Genomic DNA, 23,786 nt, shown 5'->3' with positions numbered 1-23,786 from the left:
GAACGGACACTTCCTTCGGACCGCCTTCCAGCGGGCCCTCCGGGCGCTTCGTTCTTTCGTGTTTCAAGCTTATCAGATGTTTTCCGCTCCGTTTTCCGGAGTTTCATTCGATCGGATTTCGCTTCGTTTCGGCCTTTCGGCGCTCCCGAACTCTAGCAGAGTTTCTCGGGCTGTTTTCCCGGGCTCCGATTCGAATTCATCTCCGAACCCAACGACCGCGGGGCAACTCGGAGAACACTACGCTCCGAGCTGCCCCGCGTCAAACCGGGTCGAGCAGGCCCCGCAGGGCCGGCCGTCAGACCTCGACGACCACCGGGAGGATCATCGGCCGGCGGCGGTAGTTGTCCGCCACCCACTTGCCGATGGTCCGCCGGACCAGCTGCTGCACCTGCCGGACCTCCAGCACGCCGTCGCTGGCGGAGCGGCTGAGCGCCTCCTCCAGCTTGGCCACGACCGGACCGAAGGCATTGTCCTCGATGCCGGAGCCGCGGGCCTGGATGGTCGGGCCGCTCACCATCTTGCCGTTGGTGGAGTCGACCACCACGAAGACGGAGATGAAGCCCTCCTCGCCGAGGATGCGGCGGTCCTTGAGCGAGGCCTCGGTGACATCGCCGACCGAGGAGCCGTCGACGTAGACGTAGCCGGCCTGGACCTTGCCGACGATCTTCGCGACGCCGTTCTCCAGGTCGACGCAGACACCGTCCTCGGCGATGACCGTGCGCTCCTTCGGCACACCGGTCTTGATACCGAGGTCCGCGCAGGCCCGCAGGTGGCGCCACTCGCCGTGGACCGGCATCAGGTTGCGCGGCTTGCAGATGTTGAAGAAGTACAGCAGCTCACCGGAGGACGCGTGACCGGAGACGTGCACCTTCGCGTTGCCCTTGTGGACGACGTTGGCGCCCCAGCGGGTCAGGCCGTTGATCACGCGGTAGATCGCGGTCTCGTTGCCCGGGATCAGCGAGGAGGCGAGGACGACGGTGTCGCCCTCGACGATCCGAATCTGGTGGTCCCGGTTGGCCATTCGCGACAGCGCCGCCATCGGCTCGCCCTGGGAGCCGGTGCAGACCAGCACCACCTTGTCCGCGGGCAGGTCGTCCAGCGTCTTGACGTCGACGACCAGGTTGCCGGGGACCTTCAGGTAGCCGAGGTCGCGGGCGATGCCCATGTTGCGGACCATCGAGCGGCCGACGAAGGCCACCTTGCGCTTGTGCTCGTGCGCGGCGTCCAGCACCTGCTGGATGCGGTGCACGTGGCTGGCGAACGAGGCCACGATGATGCGCTTCTCGGCGCTGGCGAAGACGTTGCGCAGCGCAGCGGAGATGTCGCGCTCGTGCGGGATGAAGCCGGGGACCTCGGCGTTGGTGGAGTCCACCAGCAGCAGGTCCATGCCCTCCTCGGCCAGCTTGGCGAAGGCCGGGAGGTCGGTGAGGCGGCCGTCCAGCGGCAGCTGGTCCATCTTGAAGTCACCGGTGGCGACGACCATGCCGGCCGGGGTGCGCACGGCGACGGCCAGCGCGTCCGGGATGGAGTGGTTGACGGCGATGAACTCGCAGTCGAACGGGCCGATGCGCTCGCGCTCGCCCTCCGCCACCTCGAGCACGTACGGGCGGATCCGGTGCTCGGCGAGCTTGGCCTCGATCAGGGCGAGGGTGAGCTTGGAACCGATCAGCGGGATGTCCGGGTTCTCCCGGAGCAGGTACGGCACGGCGCCGATGTGGTCCTCGTGCCCGTGGGTGAGGATGATGCCGTCGACCTTGTCGAGGCGGTCCCGGATGTAGCTGAAGTCCGGCAGGATCAGGTCGATGCCGGGCTGCTCGTCCTCGGGGAACAGGACACCGCAGTCGATGATCAGGATGCGGTCGCCGTACTCGAGGACCGTCATGTTGCGGCCGATCTCGCCGAGGCCGCCGAGCGGGGTGATGCGCAGGGCACCCTGCTTGAGTGCGGGGGGTGCGCCGAGTTCGGGATGCGGGTGGCTCAAAAGACTCTCCTCACGACGCACGCCATATGCCCGGGTCCGCCCCTGGCGACATATGGCGTGCGTCCATCGTTGGTTTCCTCATTGCTAGGCATCTGTGCCTTCGCGCCTTCGTTCCGGTCCAGCGGCGGGCCTGGCGGCTCGGCGATCCGGGGGCGCGCACGTCTTCGTCTGTTACAGGTGTACCCCGCCGGCGGCCAGATCCTGCCTCAGGACGGCAATCTCGTCGTCCGTGGCGGAGATCAGCGGCAGGCGGAGCGGACCGGCCGGCCGGCCCTGCAGGGTGAGCGCGGCCTTGCTGAGGATCACGCCCTGGGTACGGAACATACCGCTGAAGACCGGCAGCAGTCCCTGGTGGATGGCGAGTGCCTTGGCGGCGTCGCCGGCGGTGAAGGCCTCGATCATGGCGCGCAGCTCCGGGGTGACCACGTGGGAGACCACGCTGACCACGCCGACGGCTCCGACCGAGAGCAGCGGGAGGGTCAGCACGTCGTCGCCGGAGTACCAGGCCAGCCCGGACCGGGCGATGGCCCAGGAGGCGGCGCCGACGTCGCCCTTGGCGTCCTTGTTGGCGACGATCCTCGGGTGCTCGCCGAGCCGGACGATGGTCTCGTGGCCGAGCGGCACACCGCTGCGTCCGGGGATGTCGTACAGCATCACCGGCAGGCCGGTGGCGTCCGCGATGGCGAGGTTGTGCCGGTACAGGCCCTCCTGCGGGGGCTTGCTGTAGTACGGCGTGACCGCGAGCAGGCCGTGCGCCCCGGCGGCCTCGGCCTGCCGGGCGAGTTCGACGCTGTGGTGGGTGTCGTTGGTGCCGACCCCGGCGATGACGTGGGCCCGCTCCCCCACCGCCTCCACCACGGCGCGGACCAGCTGGGCCTTCTCGGCGTCGCTGGTGGTCGGGGACTCGCCGGTGGTGCCGTTGAGCACCAGGCCGTCGTTGCCGGCGTCGACGAGGTACGCGGCGAGCTGCTGCGCCCCGTCGAGGTCGAGGGCGCCGTCCGCGGTGAACGGCGTCACCATCGCGGTCAGTACCCGGCCGAACGGCGTCTGGGGGGTGGAGGTCGGAGCCATGGGTCCAAAACTACTCGTAGGCCCCTGGGTGGCAGCCACGGCGGTCCACTGTTCGGACAGCCGCGGCTGCCGCGCGGGGGCGCAGCCGGGTCGGGAGGGCCGTCACACAGGTGGGATTCCGGTGCTGCATGCTCGGGGGTTCATGCAGCACCGGAATCCGTGTCCTGAGCGTAGGGAGCGGGGCGAAAGGCTGCAATCCGGACATGCCACGCAACCCGCCCATATGCCTATCACCCCAGGTCAGGGGGCGACTCGGCCGTGCTTCTCGAACGCCGCATGGGTGAGCGGCATGAGCTCCGCCCACTTGGCCTCCATCTGCTCGGCGACCATCTCGATCTCGCGCTGCGGGAAGGACGGGACCTTGGCGTTCTCGGCCTTGGTGCGCAGCGAGAGGAAGTGCATCAGGGAGCGGGCGTTGCAGGTCGCGTACATCGAGGAGAACAGGCCGACCGGCAGCACGGCCCGGGCCACCTCGCGGGCCACGCCGGCGTCCAGCATCTCCTGGTAGGCCCGGTAGGAGGCCTGGTAGGCGGCCTCCATCGAGTCGGCCACCACGGCGTGCTGCTTCTCGGTGCCGTCGACGAACTCGTACCGGCCGGGGCGGCCCTCCTGGACCAGCTTGCGGTCGGCGCCGGGGACGTAGAAGACCGGCTGCAGCTCGCGGTAGCGGCCGGACTCCTCGTTGTAGGACCAGCCGCTGCGGTGGCGGTGGAACTCGCGGAAGACGAAGATCGGCGCGCTGATGAAGAAGGTCATCGAGTTGTGCTCGAACGGCGTGCCGTGGCGGTCCCGCATCAGGAAGTTGATCAGTCCGGTGGACTTCTCGGGGTCCTGTTGGAGCGCTTCCAGGGACTGCTCGCCCGCCGTCGAGACCCGGGCGGCCCAGACCACGTCGGAGTCGGCGGCGGCACTGCGGACCAGGTCCACGGTGACGTCGCTACGGAACTGCGGGACGGTGTCCAGGTCGTCGCTCACGCGAGGATCCTCCAGAGGTGGTGCAGGTCGGTGACGGGGCCAGCCTATCTAGGCCGCCGGGTTGAGCTTGATGGCGTGCTGCATGGCCTTGCGGGCGCGCGGCGTGTCGCCGGCGTCGGCGTAGGCGACGGCGAGGCGGAACCAGACCCGCCAGTCGTGCGGGGCCGCCTCGGCCTCGGACTTGCGGCGGGCGAAGACCTCGTCGGCCGAGTCCCGGTCGATCCGGCCGCCCTGGGTGCGGCGCAGCTCGTCCACCGGGAGGCCGCCCTCGGCCTCCAGCTCCTTGGCGAGCCGCTCGCTGGCGCGGCCGAAGCGGACGGTCTGGCGCAGGAACCAGACCCCGATGCCGGGGATGACGAAGGCGCAGAGGCCGAGGCCGATACCGAGCGGCTCGCCGGTGGCGATCAGCTGGACGCCCTCCAGGACGCACATCGCCGCGACCACCAGCAGGGCGGCGGCGAGCAGGAAGAAACCGGTGCGCGAGGTCATCGGGGGCTCACAGGTCCAGGAAGTGTTCGAGGCCCAGGGTCAGGCCGGGGCGGTCCACCACGGTGCGCACGGCGAGCAGGATGCCGGGCATGAACGAGCTGTGGTGCAGCGAGTCGTGGCGCAGCGTCAGGGTCTCGCCGGCGTCGCCGAACAGCACCTCCTGGTGGGCCAGCAGGCCGCGCAGGCGTACCGCGTGGACGGGGACGCCGTCGACGTCGGCGCCGCGGGCGCCGGGCAGGCCGTGGGTGGTGGGGTCGGACTGGCGGGGCAGGCCGGCCTTGTCGCGGGCCGCGGCGATCAGCTGGGCGGTGCGGGTGGCGGTGCCGGAGGGGGCGTCGGCCTTGCGGTCGTGGTGCAGCTCCACCACCTCGACGGTCTCGAAGTACTTGGCCGCCTGCTGCGCGAACTGCATGGCGAGCACGGCGCCGATGGAGAAGTTCGGCGCGATCAGCAGGCCGGTGGCGGGGCTGCGGTCGAGCTGTCCGCGGACGGTGGCCAGGCGGTCCTCGGTCCAGCCGGTGGTGCCGGTGACCACGTGGATGCCGTGGCCGAGGCAGTACTCCAGGTTGGCCATCACCGCGTCGGGGTGGGTCAGCTCGACGGCGACCTCGGCGCCCGCGGCGGTGAGCTCGGCGAGGTCGCTGCCGCGGCCCAGGGCCGCGACCAGTTCCAGGTCGGGGGCGGCCTCGACGGCCTTGACGGCCTCGGAGCCGATCCGGCCCTTGGCGCCGATCACGGCGACACGCAGCGTCATCTTGTGGGGTCCCTTCAGACCAGCAGGTCGGCGAGGTTGGCGGCGCGCTTGTTGTTGACCGGGCCGATCAGCGCGAGCGAGGGCCGGTGCGCCCCCAGCACATCACGGGCCACCGCGTGGACGTCGGCCAGGGTGACGGATGCCATCTTCTCCAGCATCTCGTCGACCGACAGGTGGTGGCCGTAGCTGATCTCGGCCTTGCCGATCCGGTTCATCAGCGAGCCGGTGTCCTCCATGCCGAGCACGGTGGAGCCGGAGAGCTGGCCGATCGCGCGGTGCAGCTCCTCCTCGGTGATGCCCTCCTCGACCACCCGGGCGAGCTCCGCGCGGCAGATCTTGAGCACCTCCTCGACCCGCTTGGGCTGGCAGCCGGCGTAGATGCCGAACAGGCCGCTGTCGGCGTAGGAGGAGGAGTAGGAGTAGACCGAGTAGGCCAGTCCGCGCTTCTCGCGGACCTCCTGGAACAGCCGCGAGCTCATCCCGCCGCCGAGCGCCGCGTTGAGCACGCCCATCGCCCAGCGGCGGTCGTCGTGCCGGGGCACGCCGGGGACGCCGAGGACCAGGTGGGCCTGCTCGGTGGGGCGGTTCATGACCTCGATCCGGCCGGCGGTGCGGACCGCCTTGACGCCGCGGCGGACCTCGGCGGGGTGGCCGGCGGACTTGGCGAGGACCGGTGCGAAGGCCTTCTCGACCAGCCGGACGACCTTGGCGTGGTCGAGGTTGCCGGCGGCGGCCACCACCAGGTTCTCGGGCTTGTAGCGGCGGCGGTAGAAGCCCGCGATCTGGTCGCGGGTGAGGCCGGTGACGGTTTCCTGGGTGCCGAGGATCGGGCGGCCGAGCGGGCCGGTGCCGTAGATCACCTTGGCGAACAGGTCGTGCACCACGTCGCCCGGGTCGTCCTCGGCCATCGCCATCTCCTCGAGGATGACGCCGCGCTCGGCGTCGACGTCCTCGGGGCGGATGAGCGAGCCGGTCAGCATGTCGCAGACCACGTCGATGGCCAGCGGCAGGTCGGTGTCGAGGACCCGCGCGTAGTAGCAGGTGTTCTCCTTGGCGGTGAAGGCGTTCATCTCGCCGCCGACCGCGTCCAGCGCGGCGGAGATCTCCAGCGCGGAGCGGCGTTCGGTGCCCTTGAAGAGCAGGTGCTCCAGGTAGTGGGTGGCGCCGTTGAGGACCGGGGTCTCGTCCCGGGAGCCGACGCCGACCCAGATGCCGAAGGTCGCCGAGCGCACCGTGGGCAGGGTCTCGGTGACGACCCGCAGGCCGCCCGCGAGGACGGTGCGCCGGACGGTGCCGGCGCCGTCGACGCCCTTGAGCAGGGTCCGGGTGGTGCCGGGACGCTGCTGTGCTGCCGAGGCCTGGGCCACGGGTGGACCTCCATGAAACGTGCGGGGAAACAACAGGGTGCGGCCCGCACGCTCCGGGTGGAGCGTGCGGGCCGCGGGAGTGCTAGCGCTGCGTCACTCGGACGCGGCCTCGCCGGCCTCTTCACCCTCGACGACCGGGATCAGCGAGAGCTTGCCGCGGGGGTCGATCTCGGCGATCTCGACCTGGACCTTGGAGCCGACCGCGAGCACGTCCTCGACGTTCTCCACGCGCTTGCCACCGGCGAGCTTGCGGATCTGCGAGATGTGCAGCAGGCCGTCCTTGCCCGGCATGAGCGAGACGAACGCGCCGAACGTCGTGGTCTTCACCACGGTGCCCAGGTAGCGCTCGCCGACCTCCGGCATGGTCGGGTTGGCGATCTGGTTGATCGTCGTACGGGCAGCCTCCGCCGAGGGACCGTCGACCGCACCGATGTAGATGGTGCCGTCGTCCTCGATGGTGATGTCCGCGCCGGTGTCCTCCTGGATCTGGTTGATCATCTTGCCCTTGGGGCCGATGACCTCACCGATCTTGTCCACCGGGATCTTGATGGTGATGATGCGCGGCGCGTTCGGCGACATCTCGTCGGGCGCGTCGATGGCCTCGTTCATCACGTCGAGGATGTGCAGACGGGCGTCCTTGGCCTGCTTCAGCGCGGCGGCCAGGACCGAGGCCGGGATGCCGTTCAGCTTGGTGTCCAGCTGGAGGGCGGTGATGAAGCCCCGGGTACCGGCGACCTTGAAGTCCATGTCGCCGTACGCGTCCTCGGCGCCGAGGATGTCGGTGAGGGTCACGTAGTGGGTCTCACCGTCGATCTCCTGCGAGATCAGGCCCATGGCGATACCGGCGACGGCGGCCTTCAGCGGCACACCGGCGTTCAGCAGCGACATGGTGGAGGCGCAGACCGAGCCCATCGAGGTGGAGCCGTTGGAGCCCAGCGCCTCGGAGACCTGGCGGATCGCGTAGGGGAACTCCTCGCGGGTCGGCAGCACGGGCAGGATCGCCCGCTCGGCCAGCGCGCCGTGGCCGATCTCGCGGCGCTTGGGCGAGCCCACGCGGCCGGTCTCGCCGACCGAGTACGGCGGGAAGTTGTAGTTGTGCATGTAGCGGCGACGGGTCTCCGGGGAGAGCGTGTCGAGCTGCTGCTCCATGCGGAGCATGTTGAGGGTGGTGACGCCCAGGATCTGGGTCTCGCCACGCTCGAACAGGGCCGAGCCGTGCACCCGCGGGATGGCCTCGACCTCGGCGGCCAGGGTGCGGATGTCGGTGACGCCGCGGCCGTCGATGCGGACCTTGTCCTTGATGACGCGCTCGCGGACGATCTTCTTGGTCAGCGCGTTGTAGGCGGCGCCGATCTCCTTCTCGCGGCCCTCGAACTCCGGCAGGAGCTTCTCGGCGGCGATCGCCTTGATGCGGTCGATCTCGTTCTGGCGGTCCTGCTTGCCGGCGATGGTGAGCGCCTTGGCGAGCTCCGGCTTGACGGCGGCGGTCAGCGCGGCCAGGACGTCGTCCTGGTACTCCAGGAAGACCGGGAACTCGCCGGTCGGCTTGGCGGCCTGGGCGGCCAGCTGGGCCTGGGCGGCGCAGAGCACCTTGATGAACGGCTTGGCGGCCTCGAGGCCGGCGGCCACGACCTCCTCGGTCGGCGCCTCGGCGCCGCCCTCGACCAGCTTGATGGTCTTGGTGGTGGCCTCGGCCTCGACCATCATGATCGCGACGTCGCCGTCCGGCAGCGCGCGGCCGGCCACGACCATGTCGAAGACCGCGTCCTCGAGCTCGGTGTGGGTCGGGAACGCCACCCACTGGCCCTTGATCAGCGCGACGCGGACGCCGCCGATCGGACCGGAGAACGGCAGGCCGGCCAGCTGGGTGGACGCGGACGCGGCGTTGATCGCCACGACGTCGTACAGGTGGTCCGGGTTGAGCGCCATCACGGTGACGACGACCTGGATCTCGTTGCGCAGGCCCTTGACGAAGGACGGGCGCAGCGGGCGGTCGATCAGGCGGCAGGTGAGGATCGCGTCCTCGGAGGGCCGGCCCTCACGACGGAAGAACGAGCCGGGGATCCGGCCCGCGGCGTACATCCGCTCCTCGACGTCGACCGTCAGCGGGAAGAAGTCGAAGTGCTCCTTCGGCTGCTTGGAGGCGCTGGTGGCCGACAGCACCATGGTGTCGTCGTCCAGGTAGGCCACGGCGGAGCCGGCGGCCTGACGGGCCAGCCGGCCGGTCTCGAAGCGGATGGTACGGGTGCCGAAGCTGCCGTTGTCGATGACGGCCTCGGCGTAGAACACGTTCTCTTCCACCTGGAAGATCTCCTCTTTCGTACGTCTCCCGAGGAGCGCCCCTGCGCTTTGCCTACCGATGGCCCGGGCAGTCTGGGCCGGTCTTCGATCGAAGCCTCCGGGCCGTCCGTTCGTCGGACTCCCGGGGGCCACTACCGAGGACCGGCGCCTGCGGCCTGCTGGTAGGTGGTCGCGTGTGGACGCTCCCCTGGTGCGGGCGGCTTCCGTTTGAAGCCAGCGGCCCGCTCGTGGTGCGGTGATGCTGCCCCGGTTCTTGCGGCGTCGTGTCGCCGTCATGACCGGGCATGCCCCTCACCTTACAAATTCACACCCTACCGATCCGGTGATTGCCACGCGTGGGGAAATACGGCGGCGTCACTGCGGCGGATGTGCCGAAGGGCGGCTCCCCGGGAAGGGGAGCCGCCCCACGGTGCGGTACTCAGCGAGCGCCGCCGGCGGCGCCGCGGCGGATGCCGAGGCGGTCGACCAGGGTACGGAAACGCTCGATGTCCTTCTTGGCCAGGTACTGCAGCAGCCGGCGGCGCTGGCCGACCAGGATGAGCAGGCCACGGCGCGAGTGGTGGTCGTGCTTGTGGGTCTTGAGGTGACCGGTCAGGTCCGCGATACGGCGGGACAGCATGGCGACCTGGACCTCGGGAGAGCCGGTGTCGCCCTCCTTCTGGCCGAACTCGGCGATGATCTGCTTCTTGACGTCGGCGGCGAGAGCCACTGCATCTCCTTCAAAGGGTTTCGCCGAGCGATTCTGGTAGGCGACACAGAATCTGACTGAGCCCGGACTGACCAAGAGTACCAGCGCCGGTCGGCCGCCCCCGCCAAGGGGGCCGCCGACCGGCGCGGAGCAGCGGTTGCGCGGTCAGCTGGTGGCGCCGCGGACCAGGGCGTAGATGTTCAGCACCGCCAGGGCCAGCGGGACCAGCGAGATCAGCATCAGGCCGTCGATCATGTCGAGGATACGGCCCCAGAACGGGGACACCCCCTGCTTGGGCACGATCAGCGCGATGGCGGTGAGCACCGCGGCGCCGAACGCGATCGAGGCGGCCAGCCAGATGGTGCGCAGGTCGATCGCGGTCTCGCCGGACTTCAGCAGGAACAGCGGGGTGTTCAGCGACAGGCCGACGATCAGCAGGCCGAGACCGGCGAGGCCGGCCACTGTCAGGCTGAAGACCTGGGCGGTGTAGCGGAACAGCCGGGCCCGCAGCATGGTGGAGACGCCCAGCGTCAGCGCCAGCACCTCGGCGAACGCGCCGTTGCTGAAGCCGAGCACCGCGCAGGCACCGACGATGGTCGCGGCGCAGCCGCCGACCAGGCCGACCAGCACCTCGTGGCCGCGGCGGGCCTGGTGGGCGATCCGCTCGTACTGGACGGTCTCCGCGTGGTCGGCCTCCTCCGTGTAGGAGTTGCCGCGGGTGCGGGTCTGGCCGGGGGCGCTGAAGCCGACCGGGAGCCTGGCGAACCGGGCCGACAGGGCCGGCAGGAAGCCGATCACCGAGACCGCGGCGACGCCGGTGACGGCGGCGATGTGGGTGGGCGAGGTGCCCGGCAGCAGCACCGCGGCGAAGGTCGCCAGGGTGCCGGCGGCGGCCAGGAAGGAGGCCGCGACGAAGACCGAGTCCTTCTCCGGCAGCAGGCCGACCAGCAGCACCGAGACCACCAGCACGGCCACGCAGCCGACCAGGAACTGCAGCCGGCCCGGGCCGTCGCCCCGGTGGGCGGCGGCGATGATGCCGGAACCGGCGATCAGGGTGTGCGGCAGGGCGCCGAGGCCGAGGGCCAGTGCGGCGTCGTGGTCGTCGTACACCCGGGCGCGCACGCCGGAGTAGGCGACCAGCACCACGGCGGTGACGCCGGACAGGATGCCGGGCAGCCCGTACATGTCGTGGTGGACGTCGGAGAACCAGAGCGCGAAGCCCAGCAGGACCAGCAGCACTGTGCCGCCGACCAGGCCGAAGGCCCGCATCAGGTCGGGGCTCCAGAACCGGCGGTCGGCCTCGACGGCCTTGGCGATGGCGTCCGCCACGTCGTCGTAGACCGCGGGCGGCAGCGACTCGGCGAACGGGCGCAGGCTCAGCAGGTCACCGTCGCGGACCTGCTGCGCGGCCAGCGGCAGGCCGCTGTCGAGCACGGTGCCGTCGCGGCGCACCAGGTGGAAGCCCGTGGGCGCCCCGTCCACCTGGGTCTGGCCGGACAGCCGCAGGACCTCGGGGTAGATGTCCGCGAGCGGCACGTCCTCCGGCAGTGCGACATCGATCCTGCTGTCCGGCGCCACGACCGTGACCCGGCAGAATCCGGTCGTCGCGTTTCCACTCACCGGCGCTCCCCCTCGTTGACTGTGTCGGTAAGTCAGCTAGACGCCTTGCTGGCTCCGGGCCGGCCCGGAACTGACACGATCCGGCCAAGAGTTGGCGCGGCGTTACCCTACCGCCAGCCCGGCCCGGCCCGCTCGCCGCCCCTCGCGCAGCCCGCCGGTGGACGGCAGTTGACTGCCCGGCAGGCGGCCTCCACGGGGCTGACGCCCGGCCAGGCCGCCCCCGTGGCCGAACGATCCGGACCCGACCAGTAGGATCGGCCCCTGCGCGAGGCGTACGGGGGCGGACGAACGCACGTCACCCCTGGAGCGCCTGCGGTCGGCGGAGCGGGGGCGGCGTCATCACACGGGGCGCCCTCACCCGTACGTATCCAGTTGCGTGAGGGCTGATGCCGTGGTGAGCGAGCAGTACGAGGCGGTCGCATGAGCGTGGTAACCGTCAAGCGTCCGGCGCGGGCGTACCCGCCCCCGGTCCCGGACGAGCCGGTGGAGCTGGTGGCTCCGCCAGAGCTGCCCCGCGGCGGCGGCGAGGACTGGATGATGTCCTTGCTGCCGCTGCTCGGCATGGGCGGATCGGCGGCCTTCTTCTTCTCGCCGGGCGCCCAGGGCCCGATGAAGATGATGGGTGTCCTGATGGTCGCCTCGACCGCCGGCATGGCGGTGGCGCAGATCGTCAAGGCCCGCAAGGGGGGCAATGCGGGTACCGCGGACGAGCGCCGCGACTACCTGAAGTACCTGCAGCAGATGCGCCGCCAGGTCCGCCGCACGGCGGAGCACCAGCGCGGCTCGCTGCTGTTCACCCACCCCGAGCCGGACCAGCTGTGGTCGATCGTGGCCGAGGGCCGCCGGCTGTGGGAGCGCAGGCCCGGTGACGGGGACTTCGCCCAGATCAGGCTGGGGCGCGGGCCGCAGCAGCTGTCCACGCCGATCCGGGCGCCGCAGACGGCGCCGATGGACGAGCTGGAGCCGCTCGCGGCCGAGGCGATGGGCACCTTCATCAAGGCCCACGGCACGCTGCAGGACCTGCCGCTGTCGGTGTCGCTGCGCGCCTTCTACCACATCATGGTGTCCGGTGACCCGGACGCCGTGTACGGCAACGTCCGGGCGATGGTCGCCCAGTTGACGACGCTGCACTCGCCCGAGGACCTGATCGTGGCGGTCGCCGCCGCGCCCGGTGCGGTGGACGAGTGGGAGTGGGCCAAGTGGCTGCCGCACACCCAGCACCGCAAGGAGACCGACGGCGCCGGTTCGCGCCGTCTGATCGCCACCGGTCTCGGTGAGCTGGAGGAGCTGCTGGCCGACGAGCTGGCCGGCCGCAAGGGCTTCTCGCGGGACACCGTGCCCTCGCCCGACCAGCCGCACATCGTGGTCATCATGGACGGTGCCGCGGTGCCGCAGGACTCGCTCCTCGGCGGTGTGGAGGGCGTCCAGGGCGTCACCGTGCTGGAGGTCGTCCCCGGCGACCTGGACGAGCCCGGCGGCCACCTGATGATCACCGTCGGCAAGGACGAGCTGCTGCTGGAGGCCGCCTCGGGCGCCGCCTACTCGGGCAGGCCCGACTTCCTGTCGGTCTGGCAGTCCGAGGCGCTGGCCCGTCAGCTGGCCCCGTTCCGGGTGTCGGCCGGCGGTGACGACGGCGACCCGTCGCTGGTCAGCATGGACTTCACCGAGATGATGAACACCGGTGACCCGGGCGCCTTCGACCCGGCCCGGCACTGGCGAGCGAAGCCGCTGCGCGAGAAGCTGCGGGTGCCGCTGGGCGTGGGCACCAACGGCGAGTACGTCTGGCTGGACATCAAGGAGGCCTCGCTGGAGGGGATGGGCCCGCACGGCATGTGCGTGGGCGCCACCGGTTCCGGCAAGTCCGAGGTGCTGCGCACGCTGGTGCTGGCGCTCGCGGTGACGCACTCCTCGGAGATCCTCAACTTCGTCCTCGCCGACTTCAAGGGTGGCGCCACCTTCGCCGGCATGTCGGAGATGCCGCACACCGCGGCGGTCATCACCAACCTGGAGGGCGAGGCCACCCTCATCGACCGCATGCGCGATGCGATCGAGGGTGAGATGAACCGCCGGCAGGAGCTGCTGCGCGCGGCGGGCAACTACGCCAACATCAACGAGTACGAGCGGGCCCGCGGCGCCGGTGCGGCGCTCGACCCGCTGCCCTCGCTGGTGATGATCATCGATGAGTTCTCCGAACTCCTCACCGCCAAGCCCGACTTCATCGACCTGTTCATCCAGATCGGCCGGATCGGCCGTTCGCTCGGTATGCACATGCTGCTCGCCTCGCAGCGCCTGGAGGAGGGCAAGCTCCGCGGTCTGGACACCTTCCTGTCCTACCGGCTGGGTCTGCGCACCTTCTCGGCCGCCGAGTCGCGGGCCGCGATCGGTGTGCCGGACGCGTACCACCTGCCGCCGGTCCCCGGTGTCGGGTACCTGAAGTTCGGCTCCGACGTGATGGAGCGGTTCCGGGCCGCGTACGTGTCCGGGCCGTACCGGCCGCCGGGCCAGGTGCGCAGCGTCAGCGGGGCGACCGTCACCGCGCTGCCGGTGCTGTTCACCGCCTCCGAGGTGCCGGTGATCGAGCCCGTGGTCGAGGAGGTGGTCGAGGAGGTCGAGGAGATCGACGACTCGCTGCTCGACACCATGCTCGACGTGTTCGTGTCGCGGATGCTCGGCCAGGGTCCGCCGGCCCACCAGGTGTGGCTGCCCCCGCTGGAGGAGGCGCCCAGCGTCGACCAGTTGGTGCCGCCGCTGCAGGCGACCGCCGACCGCGGTCTGACCTCGCCGGAGTACGGTGCGCTCGGCCGTCTGGTGGTGCCGGTCGGCATCGTCGACAAGCCGCGCGACCAGCGCCGGGACGTGCTGTACCAGGACTACTCGGGGGCGGCCGGCCACGGTCTGATCGTCGGTGGCCCGCGGTCCGGCAAGTCGACGATGATCCGCACCATGGTGGCGGGCTTCGCGGTCACCCACACCCCGGTGGAGACGCAGTTCTACCTGCTCGACTTCGGTGGCGGCGGTTTCGGCGCGCTGGCCGACCTGCCGCACGTCGGCGGCGTGGCCGGGCGTCTGGACGTCGAGAAGGTCCGCCGCACGGTCAGCGAGGTGCACGGGGTGCTCAACCGCCGCGAGGAGCTCTTCCGGGCCAGCGGCATCGACACCATCGCCACCTACCGCACCAGGCGGGCGGCCGGCCAGCTGCCGGACGAGCAGTTCGGTGACGTCTTCCTGATGATCGACGGCTGGCTGACCTTCAAGCAGGAGTACGAGGTCCTGGAGCCGGTCATCGCCGACATCGCCCAGCGCGGTCTCGGCTACGGCGTCCACGTGATCATCACGGCGGCCCGGTACGCCGAGGTCCGCCCGGCGCTGAAGGACCTGCTGCAGAACCGCACCGAGCTGCGGCTCGGCGACTCGATGGAGTCGGAGATCGACCGCAAGGTCGCGCAGAACGTCCCGGCCGGCGCGCCCGGCCGCGGTCTGACCGCCTCCAAGCTGCACTTCCTCGGCGGTCTGCCGCGCCTGGACGGCTCGTCCGCGGTCGAGGACCTGGTGGACGGGGTCACCGACCTGGTCGCCCAGGTCAACGCGGCCTGGGCGGGGCCGCGCGCCCCGCAGGTCCGGATGCTGCCGCAGGTGCTGGACGGCAACGCGCTGCCCAAGGGCTTCGAGCACCCCGAGCTGGGTGTGGCCTTCGGTGTGGACGAGGTCGAGCTGGCGCCGGTCTTCGTCAACTTCGAGTCCGACCCGCTGTTCATCGTCTTCGGTGAGAGCGAGTCGGGTAAGTCGGCGCTGCTGCGGATGCTGATCAAGCAGATCACCGAGCGGTACACCCCGGACCAGGCCGGCATCGTGGTCGGCGACTTCCGCCGCTCGCTGCTGGGCGTGGTGCCGCCGGAGTACCTGGTGGAGTACGCGGCCGCGGCCCCCGCCATGACGTCCATCGTCGAGATGCTGCGCGGGGCCTGCTCCCGCCGGCTCCCCGGCCCGGACGTCACGCCGGAGCAGCTGCGCAACCGCAGCTGGTACACCGGCAAGGACATGTTCGTGATCGTGGACGACTACGAGCTGGTCGCCACCGCCTCGGGCAACCCGCTGGCACCGCTGGCGGAGTTCCTGCCGTTCGCCCGCGACATCGGTCTGCGCGTGATCATCGCGCGCAGCGCCGGCGGCGCCGGCCGGGCCCTGTTCGAGCCGGTCATGCAGCGGATGCGCGAGCTGGGCGGCCAGGGCGTGCTGCTCTCCGGCGACAAGGGCGAGGGCGCGCTGCTCGGCACGGCCAAGCCGCAGCCGTTCCCGCCGGGCCGGGGCACGTTCGTGACCCGCCGGGCCACCGCCGGGAACACCGTGCAGACGGGCTGGCTGCCGGCGCCGTAAGGGCACCGGAGCGCACCGAGCGACGACGAGGGCCGGATCCCGCCAGGGGTCCGGCCCTCGTGGCATTCCGCACCGTGGACTGTGCCAGAACGTTATGGAGGTTTTTTCGCGGCAGACCTGCGGTTCCCGCACCCCCGGACCGCCTTCGAATCAATGGCACTTGCGCGCGATTCACCTTTGATTCAAGTGCCGTTCATCGGCGCTAACAAGTCGGACATAGCAGAAGATTGCCGCGCGTGACCATGAAATCAGTCTCGAACGATGCAGGATGCAACGGATTCCGAAGCTGATCGGCGTTGACGCACCCGATCCCGTCGCGGTTCCATGGCGCAGCGGGAGTGACCTTGAAGACACCGGCAACGCCTCGGAGGCGATACCACTCCCGCCCCCCTCACCACCTCGGCCGATCGGACCACCCATGACCGACACGCTTCCCCCTCAGGTCGTCGCCGCCCCCGCGGCCGACCCCACCGGAGCGGGCGCGCCGAAGACGCTCACCCGTTCGATCGGCGTGGTGGGCGGCACCCTGCTGACGCTGTCCTGCGTCACGCCGGCCTCCTCCCTGTTCGTCCTGGTCCCGGACCTGTTCAGCTCGTTGGGCACCGCCACCGCGATGTCGATCGCGATCGGCTCGGTGCTCTGCATCGCGGTCGCGTTCTGCTACTCGGAGCTCGGCACCCTGATCCCCAGCGCCGGCGGCGAGTACGCGATGGTGGGGACCCTGGCGGGCCGGTTCGCCGGCTGGCTGGTGTTCGTCCAGTCCCTGATCGTGGTGATGATCGTGCCCTCGGTCATCGCCATCGGCACGGCCGACTACCTGACGCCGATCATGCACGTGGACGCCCGGTGGGCGGGCGCCGCGGTGATGCTGGCGGCCACCGTGGCCGGTCTGCTGGACCTGCGGGCCAACGCCTGGATCACCGGTGTCTTCCTGGTCCTGGAGGTGATCGCGGCCGGCGTGGTGTCCGTCCTCGGCTTCGCGCACAGCGAGCGCGGCGTGGGCTCGATGCTGCACGGCGTGGTCGGCGACAGCCACGGCGGCAGCAGCACGGTCGGCTTCGCGGCCATCCTGGCGGCGATGGGCACCGCGCTCTTCGTCACCCAGGGCTTCTCCACCGCCATCTACCTCTCCGAGGAGCTGGAGAACCCCCGCCGCAACGTCGCCCGCACCGTGCTGTGGACGCTGGCCCTGTCGGTCGTGGTGATCCTGGTGCCGGTCATCGCCATCACCATGGGCGCCCCCGACCTCGACACCCTCACCGGCGGGGACGTCTCGGGCCTGGTGGCCGGCTGGAGCAACTCCACGGTCGGCAGCTTCATCAGCCTCTGCATCGCGCTCGCCATCATCAACGCGGGCATCGTGATGGTCATCCAGAACTCCCGGGTGCTGTTCGCCTCCGGCCGCGACAAGGCCTGGCCGGAGCCGGTCAACAAGGCCTTCGGCACCCTCAACCGGCACGGCTCCCCGTGGATCTCCACCCTGGCGGTCGGCGTCCCCGGCGCGGTGCTCTGCTTCGTCCCCAACGGTCTGCTCACCAACATCACCGGGGTCGCCGTCGCGGCGCTCTACCTGCTGGTCGCCGTCGCCGCGCTGTTCTCCCGCCGCGGCGCCCACAAGGACGCCCCCGCCTGGCGCCAGCCGCTGTGGCCGGTCCTGCCGGTCCTGCTGATCCTGGTGCTCGGTTACGTGCTGACCAAGCTCGACCCCACCGCCCTGTGGTGGACCGGCGGCCTCACCGCCGCGGCCGCCCTCTACTGGCTGCTGTACCTGCGGCCGCGGCAGGACAGCCGCTGGGTGATCACCCTGCCCGAGGACGAGCAGGTCTGACCCGCACCACGTACGAAGGCCGGTGGCCCCGTCCCGCGAGGGGACGGGGCCACCGGCCTTCCGGCGCCGTACGGCTGCTCAGAACTCCTGACCGGCCTGGCCCGCCTGGCGGCGGCGGTAGTCCCGCATCACCACCGAGCCGCCGGCCAGTGCGGCCACGATCAGCGCGCCCGCCGCCAGCACGAAGGTGCCGGTGCGCTGGTCCCGGTCGGCCTGGGTCTCCGCCAGGCCGAGCGGCTGCGCCACGATCGGCACGGTGTCCAGCCGCACCTTGGCATCCGGGTGCGGCGCGGGGTCCTGGTCCTTGCCGCCCTGGACGGCCTTGACCGGGTCGACCACGCCCCAGCCGATGAACTTGTTGCGGTCGCGCTCGTTGCGCTGCGCGGTCTGCTCGATCCGGGCCCGGACCTGGGCCGGTGTCCAGTCCGTGTGCATCCCCACCAGGATCGCCGCCAGCCCGGACACGTACGGCGCGGAGAAACTGGTGCCGTTGTCGACGCACTGGCCGCCGGCCGGGACGGTGGAGAGCATGTCCACCCCCGGCGCGACCACCCCGACGAAGTCGCCGTACTGCGAGAACGGCGCGCGCTCGTTGTTGCGGTCCGAGGCGCCCACCGCCAGCACGGTGTCGAAGGCCGCGGGGTAGGTCGGGCCCTCCTTGCCGTCGTTGCCGGAGGAGGCGATCACCACGACCTTGGCGGTCTCCGCGCGCTTCAGGGCGTCGCGCAGCTGGGACTTCATCGGGAAGTCGCCCTCTTCACCGGTCGCCCGGACGTCCTGCGAGATGTTGATGACCTTGGCGCCCCTGGCGACCGCGGTGTCGATCGCCTTGATCAGCGTCTCGACGTTGCCGTTGCCGTCGCTGTCGTTCTGCCGGATGCTCAGGATCGTCGCGTCCGGGGCGATGCCCACGAAGCCGGTCCGGCCGGGCAGCGGCTTGGCGGCGATGATGCCCGCCACCTTGGTGCCGTGGCCGACCTTGTCGGTCAGCCCGTTGCCCTCGACCGGCTGGTTGGTCTGCCGGTCGACGAGGTACGAGCCGCCGTCCAGGACCTTGTCCTTGAGCTGCTGGTTCTGGTTGTCCACGCCGGTGTCGATCACCGCGACGGTGACCCCCGCGCCGCGTCCGCCCTGCCACAACTCGTCCAGCAGCACCCGCTGCAGCGCCCACGGGGCACTCGCGACGTCCTGGGACGGGAAGGTGCACTCACCGGCGGCGGCTATCGCGACCGGCGCCTTCACATCGCCCGAGGCGTCCGCCCCGGGCCCGGCCGCGTACGCCGGCGCCGCGGCCGCCACGCCGACCACCCCCAGCACCACCGATGCGGCGGCCAGCCTGCGGTACCTACCCAACGACACCCGTCCACCCCTCTGATCCACACGATGCCGTGCGCGTCTGCGCGACGCGCGAAGGGCGGGCGTCCTGCCGGACGCCCGCCCCGCTCACCGGTGAGGTACCGCCTCACCGGCGAGGTACCGCCCCTGGTGGGCCGTACTCAGCCCCAGATGCCGACGTTCTTCTGCTCGGTCGCCTGGTAGCTCTGCGCGGCGTTGTCCAGCGCGGTCGCGATCTGGCCGAGCACCTGCTGCAGGTCGGCGGCCTTCGCGTCCCACTGCGCCTGGCGGGCCTGGTAGCCCTCCTGGGCCGCGCCCTCCCAGCTGGCCGCGATGCGCTGGACGCCCGACTTCAGGTCGTCGAGCTGCGACTGGATGCGCGCGGCCGTCTGGCGCACCTCCGAGCCCGCGTTCTGAATGGTCGAGAAATTGACGAGAATGCCGTTGTTGCCAGCCATGGTGTCTCCTTGTCGATGTGGCCGTCGGCGCCCCGTTTACGCAGCCGTCGGCCAAGGCTTCGGATTGAGTCGCCCGCGAGGGCTCAGCCGCCGATGCCGGACAGCGAGGACTGCTGGTCCTCCTCGGTCGCGGCGTAGAGCTTCGTGGTGGCCTCGATCGCCTGCTTGATCTCGTCGAGCACCTTGTTCAGCGCGTTCGCGTCCTCGTTGAAGCGCGACTGCATCTGCTGGTACGCGGCCGCGGCCTGACCCTGCCAGCCCTGAGAGATCGAGTCCACCAGCGAGTTCAGCTTGCCGATCTCACCCTGAACCTGCGCGTTCACCTCACCGATGCGGTTGGCGAACGCGTTCATCTCCTCAGCGGTCGTCCTGAACTGACCAGCCATGATCCACCGTCCCCCATGAGACAGACTTCGTCCGGATAGTCCTGGCACGGTCTACCCGTCGACACCACGGTGTGATGCCCCGGAGAACTTTAGCCTTCCGACGCAAGACACCCAACACCGGGAGGCGGGTAGTTACCAGACCATGACACTACGCCCCAAAGCGGAATGACGTTCTGTCACGCCTTTCCCTACGCGTTCTGGGCCTGCAGCGCGGCGAAGGTGTTCAGCACACCGCCGCCCGGCACCAGCTTCGACCACTCCACCGGCACCTGGGTGGGGACGATGTCCTTGTAACCCAGCCGCGCCTGCGCCTCGTTGGCCTCGCTCTTCTGCTCCGGCTGACCACCGGGCGCCGGGGTCGCGGAGGCACCGGCCGCACCGGCCGGGCCGTCGTTGTTGTTCGGCAGCGAGTAGCGCAGGCCCGTCTCGGTGATCAGGAAGTCGCTGCCGGACGTCTCCGCACCGACGTTGTCCACCGCCCGGTACAGCAGGCCGTGGCCCGGCGTCACGTGCGCACTGAGCGAACCCGAGGAGACCGGCGCCGGGTAGTCGGTCCAGGCCCAGACGCTGCGCTTGACGACGTTCTTCTCGATGCTCTCGAAGGTGCTGCAGACCACCGACCGGGCGCCCTTGTCGGTGCCGGCGTTGACCGCCTTGTCGATCCGGTTGGACGGCCAGGTCACCGGGGCCTTCATCGCCTCGGTGTCCACCAGCGGCGCCAGCTTGGCGTTGTCCGACGGGGTCAGCTGGAACGGCTCCGGCTTCTTCCGGTCGTACACCGTGTCCATCCCCGGGTCGTTGAGGATCAGTTCGGCCTGCAGGGGCGTCACGGCGTAGATGTGGTCGGTGCCGACCACGAAGAAGCTGTCCTGGAACTGCAGCACCCGGCCGACCCGCTTCTCGGCCGTCGAGGAGACGTCCACCGTGGAGAGGGTGACCTTGCCGTCCACGAAGCCGGGGATCTTCGGGAAGGTGATCGCCTTGCCGTCGGCGAGCGTGCGCAGCCAGTCGTCGGTCACCTGCTGCGGCTGCGTGCCGCGGCCGAACAGCGCCGACTCCATGGCCTGCTGGTCACCGGCCTGGGTGTCGACCGGGCCGACCGCGTGCCGGGTACCGGTGGAGTCCACCAGGTACTTGCTGCCGGGGGTGCCGCCGGTCGGCGGGCCCTGGACGAACAGCGCCTGGCCGTCGGCGAGCATCTTGTCCTTGGCCGCCAGGGTCTCGGCCTCCTTGTCGGCCGCCACGAAGACCGACTGGCTGATCGACTCCTGCGTGTTGGTCGCGTTGCCGGGACGGTCGCAGACCGACCACTTCTTGGCCGCGCCCGCGTCGGCCGCCTTCGGCAGCCGGTCCGGCGCGTACGGGATCCCGATCGTCGCCCCGTGGTTGCGGTACTTGTCGAGCACGTCGTCGGCGACCGGCATCACCTCGGCGCCGGCCGGCAGCACCAGCCGGGCCGAGGACATGTTCAGCACCTGGTGGAGCACCATCTGCCCGTTGGTCGGGTCCTTGAGCACCACGTACCGGGTGGTCGACTGCTTCGCCTGGACGATGTACTTGCCGCTGTCCCAGTTCACCGGCGCGGCCGGCTTGATGACACCCCACATGCCGAAGCCCGCCACCGTGACCGCGGCCACCACGAAGCTCGGCAGCACCGCGCGCACCGGACGAGGCGCGTCCTCGTCGTTGCCGCCGCCACTGGGCTGCAGGAATGCGCCGACCATCCGCTTGCGTGCGAAGGTGTAGGCGTTCAGCTCGTCCCGGCGTGATGCCATGCTTGTCGTCTCCCCTGTGTGACCGACATCTGTGGTTGCGTCAGCGCACGTGTCCAGTGCGCGAGTCTGCCACCCCGGGCCACCCGGCCGGGCACCCCCCACCGGCACGAGGACCGGCCAACCCTCTACGATGCGGCAGCAGACGGTGAGTACGGTACGGGTACGGTTCGCCGACCGGCCAACCGGGCCGTGATATCTGATCAGAGAGGGCCACTCGGGGGATGCCAAGCCAGTCCGCTCCAGCGCGACGCAGCACATCACAGGGCCGGACGCCGGAGAGCCGGGGAGGACGCCGGGCGGCCGCCGCCGCGCGGCCCGCACCGACCGCCGCGGTCACGCCGAAGGTCCAGCCCAGGCCGGGACTGCTCGGCAGCCGGCTGCGCCTGCAGCAGCTCGTGCTGCTGGAGGTCGCCGCCGCCCTGGTCGCGGTGGGCTGGACGATCAAGCCGATGATGGCCGGCGTCTTCGCGGTGCCCGCCGTCGTCCTCGTGGTGGTGGCCCTGCTGCCGCTGTCCGGCCGGACCGCGCCCGAGGGCATGCGGGTCCGTCTCGCGCTCAAGTCCCGCCGCAAGGAGGCGCAGTACAACGTGCCGCCGCCCGGCACCGACCCGGCACTGGCTCCCGCCCTGGAGCTGGAGCCGGCCCTGCGCACGTACACCCACGCCACCGAGACCGACCTCGGCGACGGCCGGCCGCTGCGCCGGGAGACCGGCATGGTCGGCGACGGCACCTTCCTGACCTCGGTCCTGCTGGTGCAGGCCAAGGACCAGCCGCTGCGCCCGCACCGGACCGCGCTGCCGCTGCCGCTGGACGTGATCTGCTCGGCGCTCCAGGTGGACGACATCGCCCTGGAGTCGGTGCAGCTGGTCCAGCACACCCAGCCCGCCCCGGCGCCGCACCTGCCGGACCAGTCGCTGGCGTTCCGCGCCTACCACCAGCTTCCGGACGGGCTCACCACCCCCGGGCTCCGGCTGACCTGGGTCGCGCTGAAGCTCGACCCGGAGAAGGCCGCCTCGGCGGTGCTGGCCCGCGGCGGCGGCGAGGAGGGTGCGCGCAAGACCCTGCAGCGCGTCACCGACCAGCTCGCCGGCCGGCTCAACAGCGCCGGGTTCACCGCCACGGTGCTGGACGAGCGCGAGCTGATCGCGGCGCTGGCCATCTCGATCTGCGCCAACCCGATGGCGGTGGCCGGCCGTCAGGGCACCGGCGGCGGCGGGCTCGGCGCCCGCCGGACCCAGGAGAGCGGCAAGTTCTGGCGGATCGACGACCGCTGGCACAGCACCTACTGGATCTCCAAGTGGCCGCAGCTCGGCCGCCCCGGTGGCGCCCCCGGCCGGATCTCCGCACCCGACCTGGTCAACCTGGTCACCGGCACGCCCGCGCTGGCCAGCACCTTCAGCCTGACCGCCGGCCACGGCATGGGCGGCTCGGTCGCGATCAGCGGACACGTCCGGGTGACCGGCCGCAGCGAGAGCGAGGTCGCCCAGGTCGGCCGCCTGGTCGAGACCCGTGCGCAGAGCGCCGGGGTCGGCCTGACCCGCCTCGACCTGGAGCAGGCACCGGGCCTGCTCGCCACGCTGCCCCTGGGAGGGACTTCCTGATGGCCTATCAGAGCTACCCCGTCCAGGCCCCGCAGCCCGGCCCGGACCAGCCCCGCCCGCCGAAGATCCGCCCCGGCTTCGGCCTGCGCGGCCCCAGCCGGGAGAAGCACGTCCTGACCACCGAGGACCTGGCCGCGCTGTCCTTCCCGGTCGGCGACGACGGTGTGCTGATCGGTGTCGACCCGCAGCAGCAGCCCGCCGTGATCGGCCTGTTCCGCCCGTCCTCGTACGAGGTGGTGCTGGTCGGCGGCATGTGGACGGCGCAGATCATCGCGCTGCGGGCGGCCGCCACCGGTGCCCGGGTCGCCGTCGAGACCGGCCGCCCGCAGGCCTGGTCGCCGATGGCGCAGGCGGCCGGCGGCGGCCAGCCGTGCGTGACGGTGCACCAGGTCGGCCGGCTCGGCGCCCAGGGCGCCTCGGTGGCCTCCCCGGTGCTGGTGGTGCGTGACCTCGGCGCGCGCCCGTCGCGCAGCCGGCTGTCCGCGACGCCGTGGCAGACCACCCTGACCCTGCTCCCGTACCTCGGCCCGAACGCCGCCCGGGTGCTCAACGCGGCCGACCTGGTCGGCCTGCAGCGGATCTCCCCGCAGGAGTCCGACCTGGTCGGGCGGCTGCTGTCGCTCGGCAGCGCGGAGGTCGCGGCGCTGCCCACGCTCGGTGACAACATCACGCTCTGGGCGACCCGGATGCCTGGTGCTGGTGGCCGGCCTGCTGTTCACGGCGGCCTTCGCGCCCTGGATCTCGCCGTACGACCCGCTCAAGCAGAACCTGATGAACACCCTC

The 23,786-nt window shown here is 71.0% G+C and carries 16 protein-coding genes and 2 pseudogenes; 5 read left to right on the top strand and 13 right to left on the bottom strand.

From position 1 onward, the window contains the following. Positions 1-295 precede the first annotated feature (295 nt). The 9 genes from AB0D08_RS34200 to eccD all read right to left on the bottom strand — a co-directional run bounded on the left by AB0D08_RS34200 (position 296) and on the right by eccD (position 11,246). Positions 296-1,981 carry a ribonuclease J gene (locus tag AB0D08_RS34200; protein ID WP_033817657.1) on the bottom strand — a complete coding sequence of 562 codons (1,686 nt, stop codon included), beginning with the start codon at positions 1,979-1,981 and terminating at the stop codon, positions 296-298. Positions 1,982-2,152: 171 nt separating this feature from the next. Continuing rightward, the gene (dapA, locus tag AB0D08_RS34195; protein WP_033817658.1) at positions 2,153-3,052 is read right to left on the bottom strand and encodes a 4-hydroxy-tetrahydrodipicolinate synthase; all 900 of its coding nucleotides are present in this window, start codon (positions 3,050-3,052) and stop codon (positions 2,153-2,155) included. A 240-nt stretch (positions 3,053-3,292) separates the two neighbouring features. Further along, positions 3,293-4,027: an FAD-dependent thymidylate synthase gene (thyX, locus tag AB0D08_RS34190; RefSeq protein ID WP_359894124.1), complete on the bottom strand. Its 735-nt coding sequence runs from the start codon at positions 4,025-4,027 to the stop codon at positions 3,293-3,295. Positions 4,028-4,075: 48 nt separating this feature from the next. Then, positions 4,076-4,516, bottom strand: a complete 441-nt coding sequence (locus tag AB0D08_RS34185; protein WP_033817659.1) for a tetratricopeptide repeat protein — start codon at positions 4,514-4,516, stop codon at positions 4,076-4,078. A gap of 7 nt (positions 4,517-4,523) precedes the next feature. Then, positions 4,524-5,270: a 4-hydroxy-tetrahydrodipicolinate reductase gene (dapB, locus tag AB0D08_RS34180; RefSeq protein ID WP_033817660.1), complete on the bottom strand. Its 747-nt coding sequence runs from the start codon at positions 5,268-5,270 to the stop codon at positions 4,524-4,526. A gap of 14 nt (positions 5,271-5,284) precedes the next feature. Further along, positions 5,285-6,637 carry a pitrilysin family protein gene (locus tag AB0D08_RS34175; RefSeq protein WP_033817661.1) on the bottom strand — a complete coding sequence of 451 codons (1,353 nt, stop codon included), beginning with the start codon at positions 6,635-6,637 and terminating at the stop codon, positions 5,285-5,287. A gap of 93 nt (positions 6,638-6,730) precedes the next feature. After that, positions 6,731-8,938 (bottom strand): polyribonucleotide nucleotidyltransferase, encoded by a 2,208-nt coding sequence (locus tag AB0D08_RS34170; protein WP_033817662.1) that lies wholly within the window; start codon positions 8,936-8,938, stop codon positions 6,731-6,733. A 418-nt stretch (positions 8,939-9,356) separates the two neighbouring features. Continuing rightward, positions 9,357-9,647 carry a 30S ribosomal protein S15 gene (gene rpsO, locus AB0D08_RS34165; RefSeq protein ID WP_033817663.1) on the bottom strand — a complete coding sequence of 97 codons (291 nt, stop codon included), beginning with the start codon at positions 9,645-9,647 and terminating at the stop codon, positions 9,357-9,359. 144 nt (positions 9,648-9,791) lie between these two features. After that, positions 9,792-11,246: a type VII secretion integral membrane protein EccD gene (eccD, locus tag AB0D08_RS34160; RefSeq protein WP_033817664.1), complete on the bottom strand. Its 1,455-nt coding sequence runs from the start codon at positions 11,244-11,246 to the stop codon at positions 9,792-9,794. Positions 11,247-11,666: 420 nt separating this feature from the next. Between eccD and AB0D08_RS34155 the strand changes: the two genes are divergently transcribed. Both AB0D08_RS34155 and AB0D08_RS34150 read left to right on the top strand, forming a co-directional pair. Then, positions 11,667-15,620 (top strand): type VII secretion protein EccC, encoded by a 3,954-nt coding sequence (locus AB0D08_RS34155; protein WP_033817665.1) that lies wholly within the window; start codon positions 11,667-11,669, stop codon positions 15,618-15,620. A gap of 418 nt (positions 15,621-16,038) precedes the next feature. Further along, positions 16,039-17,448: an APC family permease gene (locus AB0D08_RS34150; protein ID WP_033817666.1), complete on the top strand. Its 1,410-nt coding sequence runs from the start codon at positions 16,039-16,041 to the stop codon at positions 17,446-17,448. 78 nt (positions 17,449-17,526) lie between these two features. Here AB0D08_RS34150 and mycP read toward each other — a convergent pair whose 3' ends face one another. From mycP to AB0D08_RS34130, 4 genes are all read right to left on the bottom strand, one after another. Next, a complete protein-coding gene (gene mycP / locus AB0D08_RS34145; RefSeq protein WP_359894120.1) occupies positions 17,527-18,807 on the bottom strand; it encodes a type VII secretion-associated serine protease mycosin in 1,281 nt (426 codons plus the stop codon). Positions 18,808-18,944: 137 nt separating this feature from the next. After that, positions 18,945-19,241 carry a WXG100 family type VII secretion target gene (locus tag AB0D08_RS34140; protein WP_033817667.1) on the bottom strand — a complete coding sequence of 99 codons (297 nt, stop codon included), beginning with the start codon at positions 19,239-19,241 and terminating at the stop codon, positions 18,945-18,947. Between the two features lie 83 nt (positions 19,242-19,324). After that, positions 19,325-19,627: a WXG100 family type VII secretion target gene (locus tag AB0D08_RS34135; RefSeq protein WP_033817668.1), complete on the bottom strand. Its 303-nt coding sequence runs from the start codon at positions 19,625-19,627 to the stop codon at positions 19,325-19,327. A gap of 188 nt (positions 19,628-19,815) precedes the next feature. Continuing rightward, positions 19,816-21,402, bottom strand: coding sequence for a type VII secretion protein EccB (locus AB0D08_RS34130; RefSeq protein ID WP_033817669.1), 1,587 nt, complete (start codon positions 21,400-21,402; stop codon positions 19,816-19,818). A 221-nt stretch (positions 21,403-21,623) separates the two neighbouring features. Here AB0D08_RS34130 and eccE point away from each other — a divergent pair, with 221 nt between their 5' ends. From eccE to AB0D08_RS34115, 3 genes and pseudogenes are all read left to right on the top strand, one after another. Further along, a complete protein-coding gene (gene eccE / locus AB0D08_RS34125; RefSeq protein ID WP_359894118.1) occupies positions 21,624-23,003 on the top strand; it encodes a type VII secretion protein EccE in 1,380 nt (459 codons plus the stop codon). Beyond that, a pseudogene (locus tag AB0D08_RS34120) lies at positions 23,003-23,689 on the top strand (hypothetical protein); the annotation flags it as partial. The gene eccE and the pseudogene AB0D08_RS34120, both read left to right, overlap by 1 nt. Then, positions 23,661-23,786: pseudogene (locus tag AB0D08_RS34115) on the top strand (hypothetical protein); the annotation flags it as partial. The pseudogenes AB0D08_RS34120 and AB0D08_RS34115, both read left to right, overlap by 29 nt.

The sequence above is a fragment of the Kitasatospora sp. NPDC048540 genome (assembly GCF_040651175.1).
In the GTDB taxonomy this organism is placed as follows: Bacteria; Actinomycetota; Actinomycetes; order Streptomycetales; family Streptomycetaceae; genus Kitasatospora.
This window is presented reverse-complemented; position numbering and strand designations above follow the sequence as displayed.

Bases quoted from the DNA above. Each gene is read 5' to 3' on its own strand.
- dapA (WP_033817658.1), bottom strand. From the start codon at position 3,052: ATGGCTCCGACCTCCACCCCCCAGACGCCGTTCGGCCGGGTACTGACC.
- AB0D08_RS34185 (WP_033817659.1), bottom strand. From the start codon at position 4,516: ATGACCTCGCGCACCGGTTTCTTCCTGCTCGCCGCCGCCCTGCTGGTG.
- dapB (WP_033817660.1), bottom strand. From the start codon at position 5,270: ATGACGCTGCGTGTCGCCGTGATCGGCGCCAAGGGCCGGATCGGCTCC.
- AB0D08_RS34155 (WP_033817665.1), top strand. From the start codon at position 11,667: ATGAGCGTGGTAACCGTCAAGCGTCCGGCGCGGGCGTACCCGCCCCCG.
- AB0D08_RS34150 (WP_033817666.1), top strand. From the start codon at position 16,039: ATGACCGACACGCTTCCCCCTCAGGTCGTCGCCGCCCCCGCGGCCGAC.
- AB0D08_RS34140 (WP_033817667.1), bottom strand. From the start codon at position 19,241: ATGGCTGGCAACAACGGCATTCTCGTCAATTTCTCGACCATTCAGAAC.
- AB0D08_RS34135 (WP_033817668.1), bottom strand. From the start codon at position 19,627: ATGGCTGGTCAGTTCAGGACGACCGCTGAGGAGATGAACGCGTTCGCC.
- AB0D08_RS34130 (WP_033817669.1), bottom strand. From the start codon at position 21,402: ATGGCATCACGCCGGGACGAGCTGAACGCCTACACCTTCGCACGCAAG.
- eccE (WP_359894118.1), top strand. From the start codon at position 21,624: ATGCCAAGCCAGTCCGCTCCAGCGCGACGCAGCACATCACAGGGCCGG.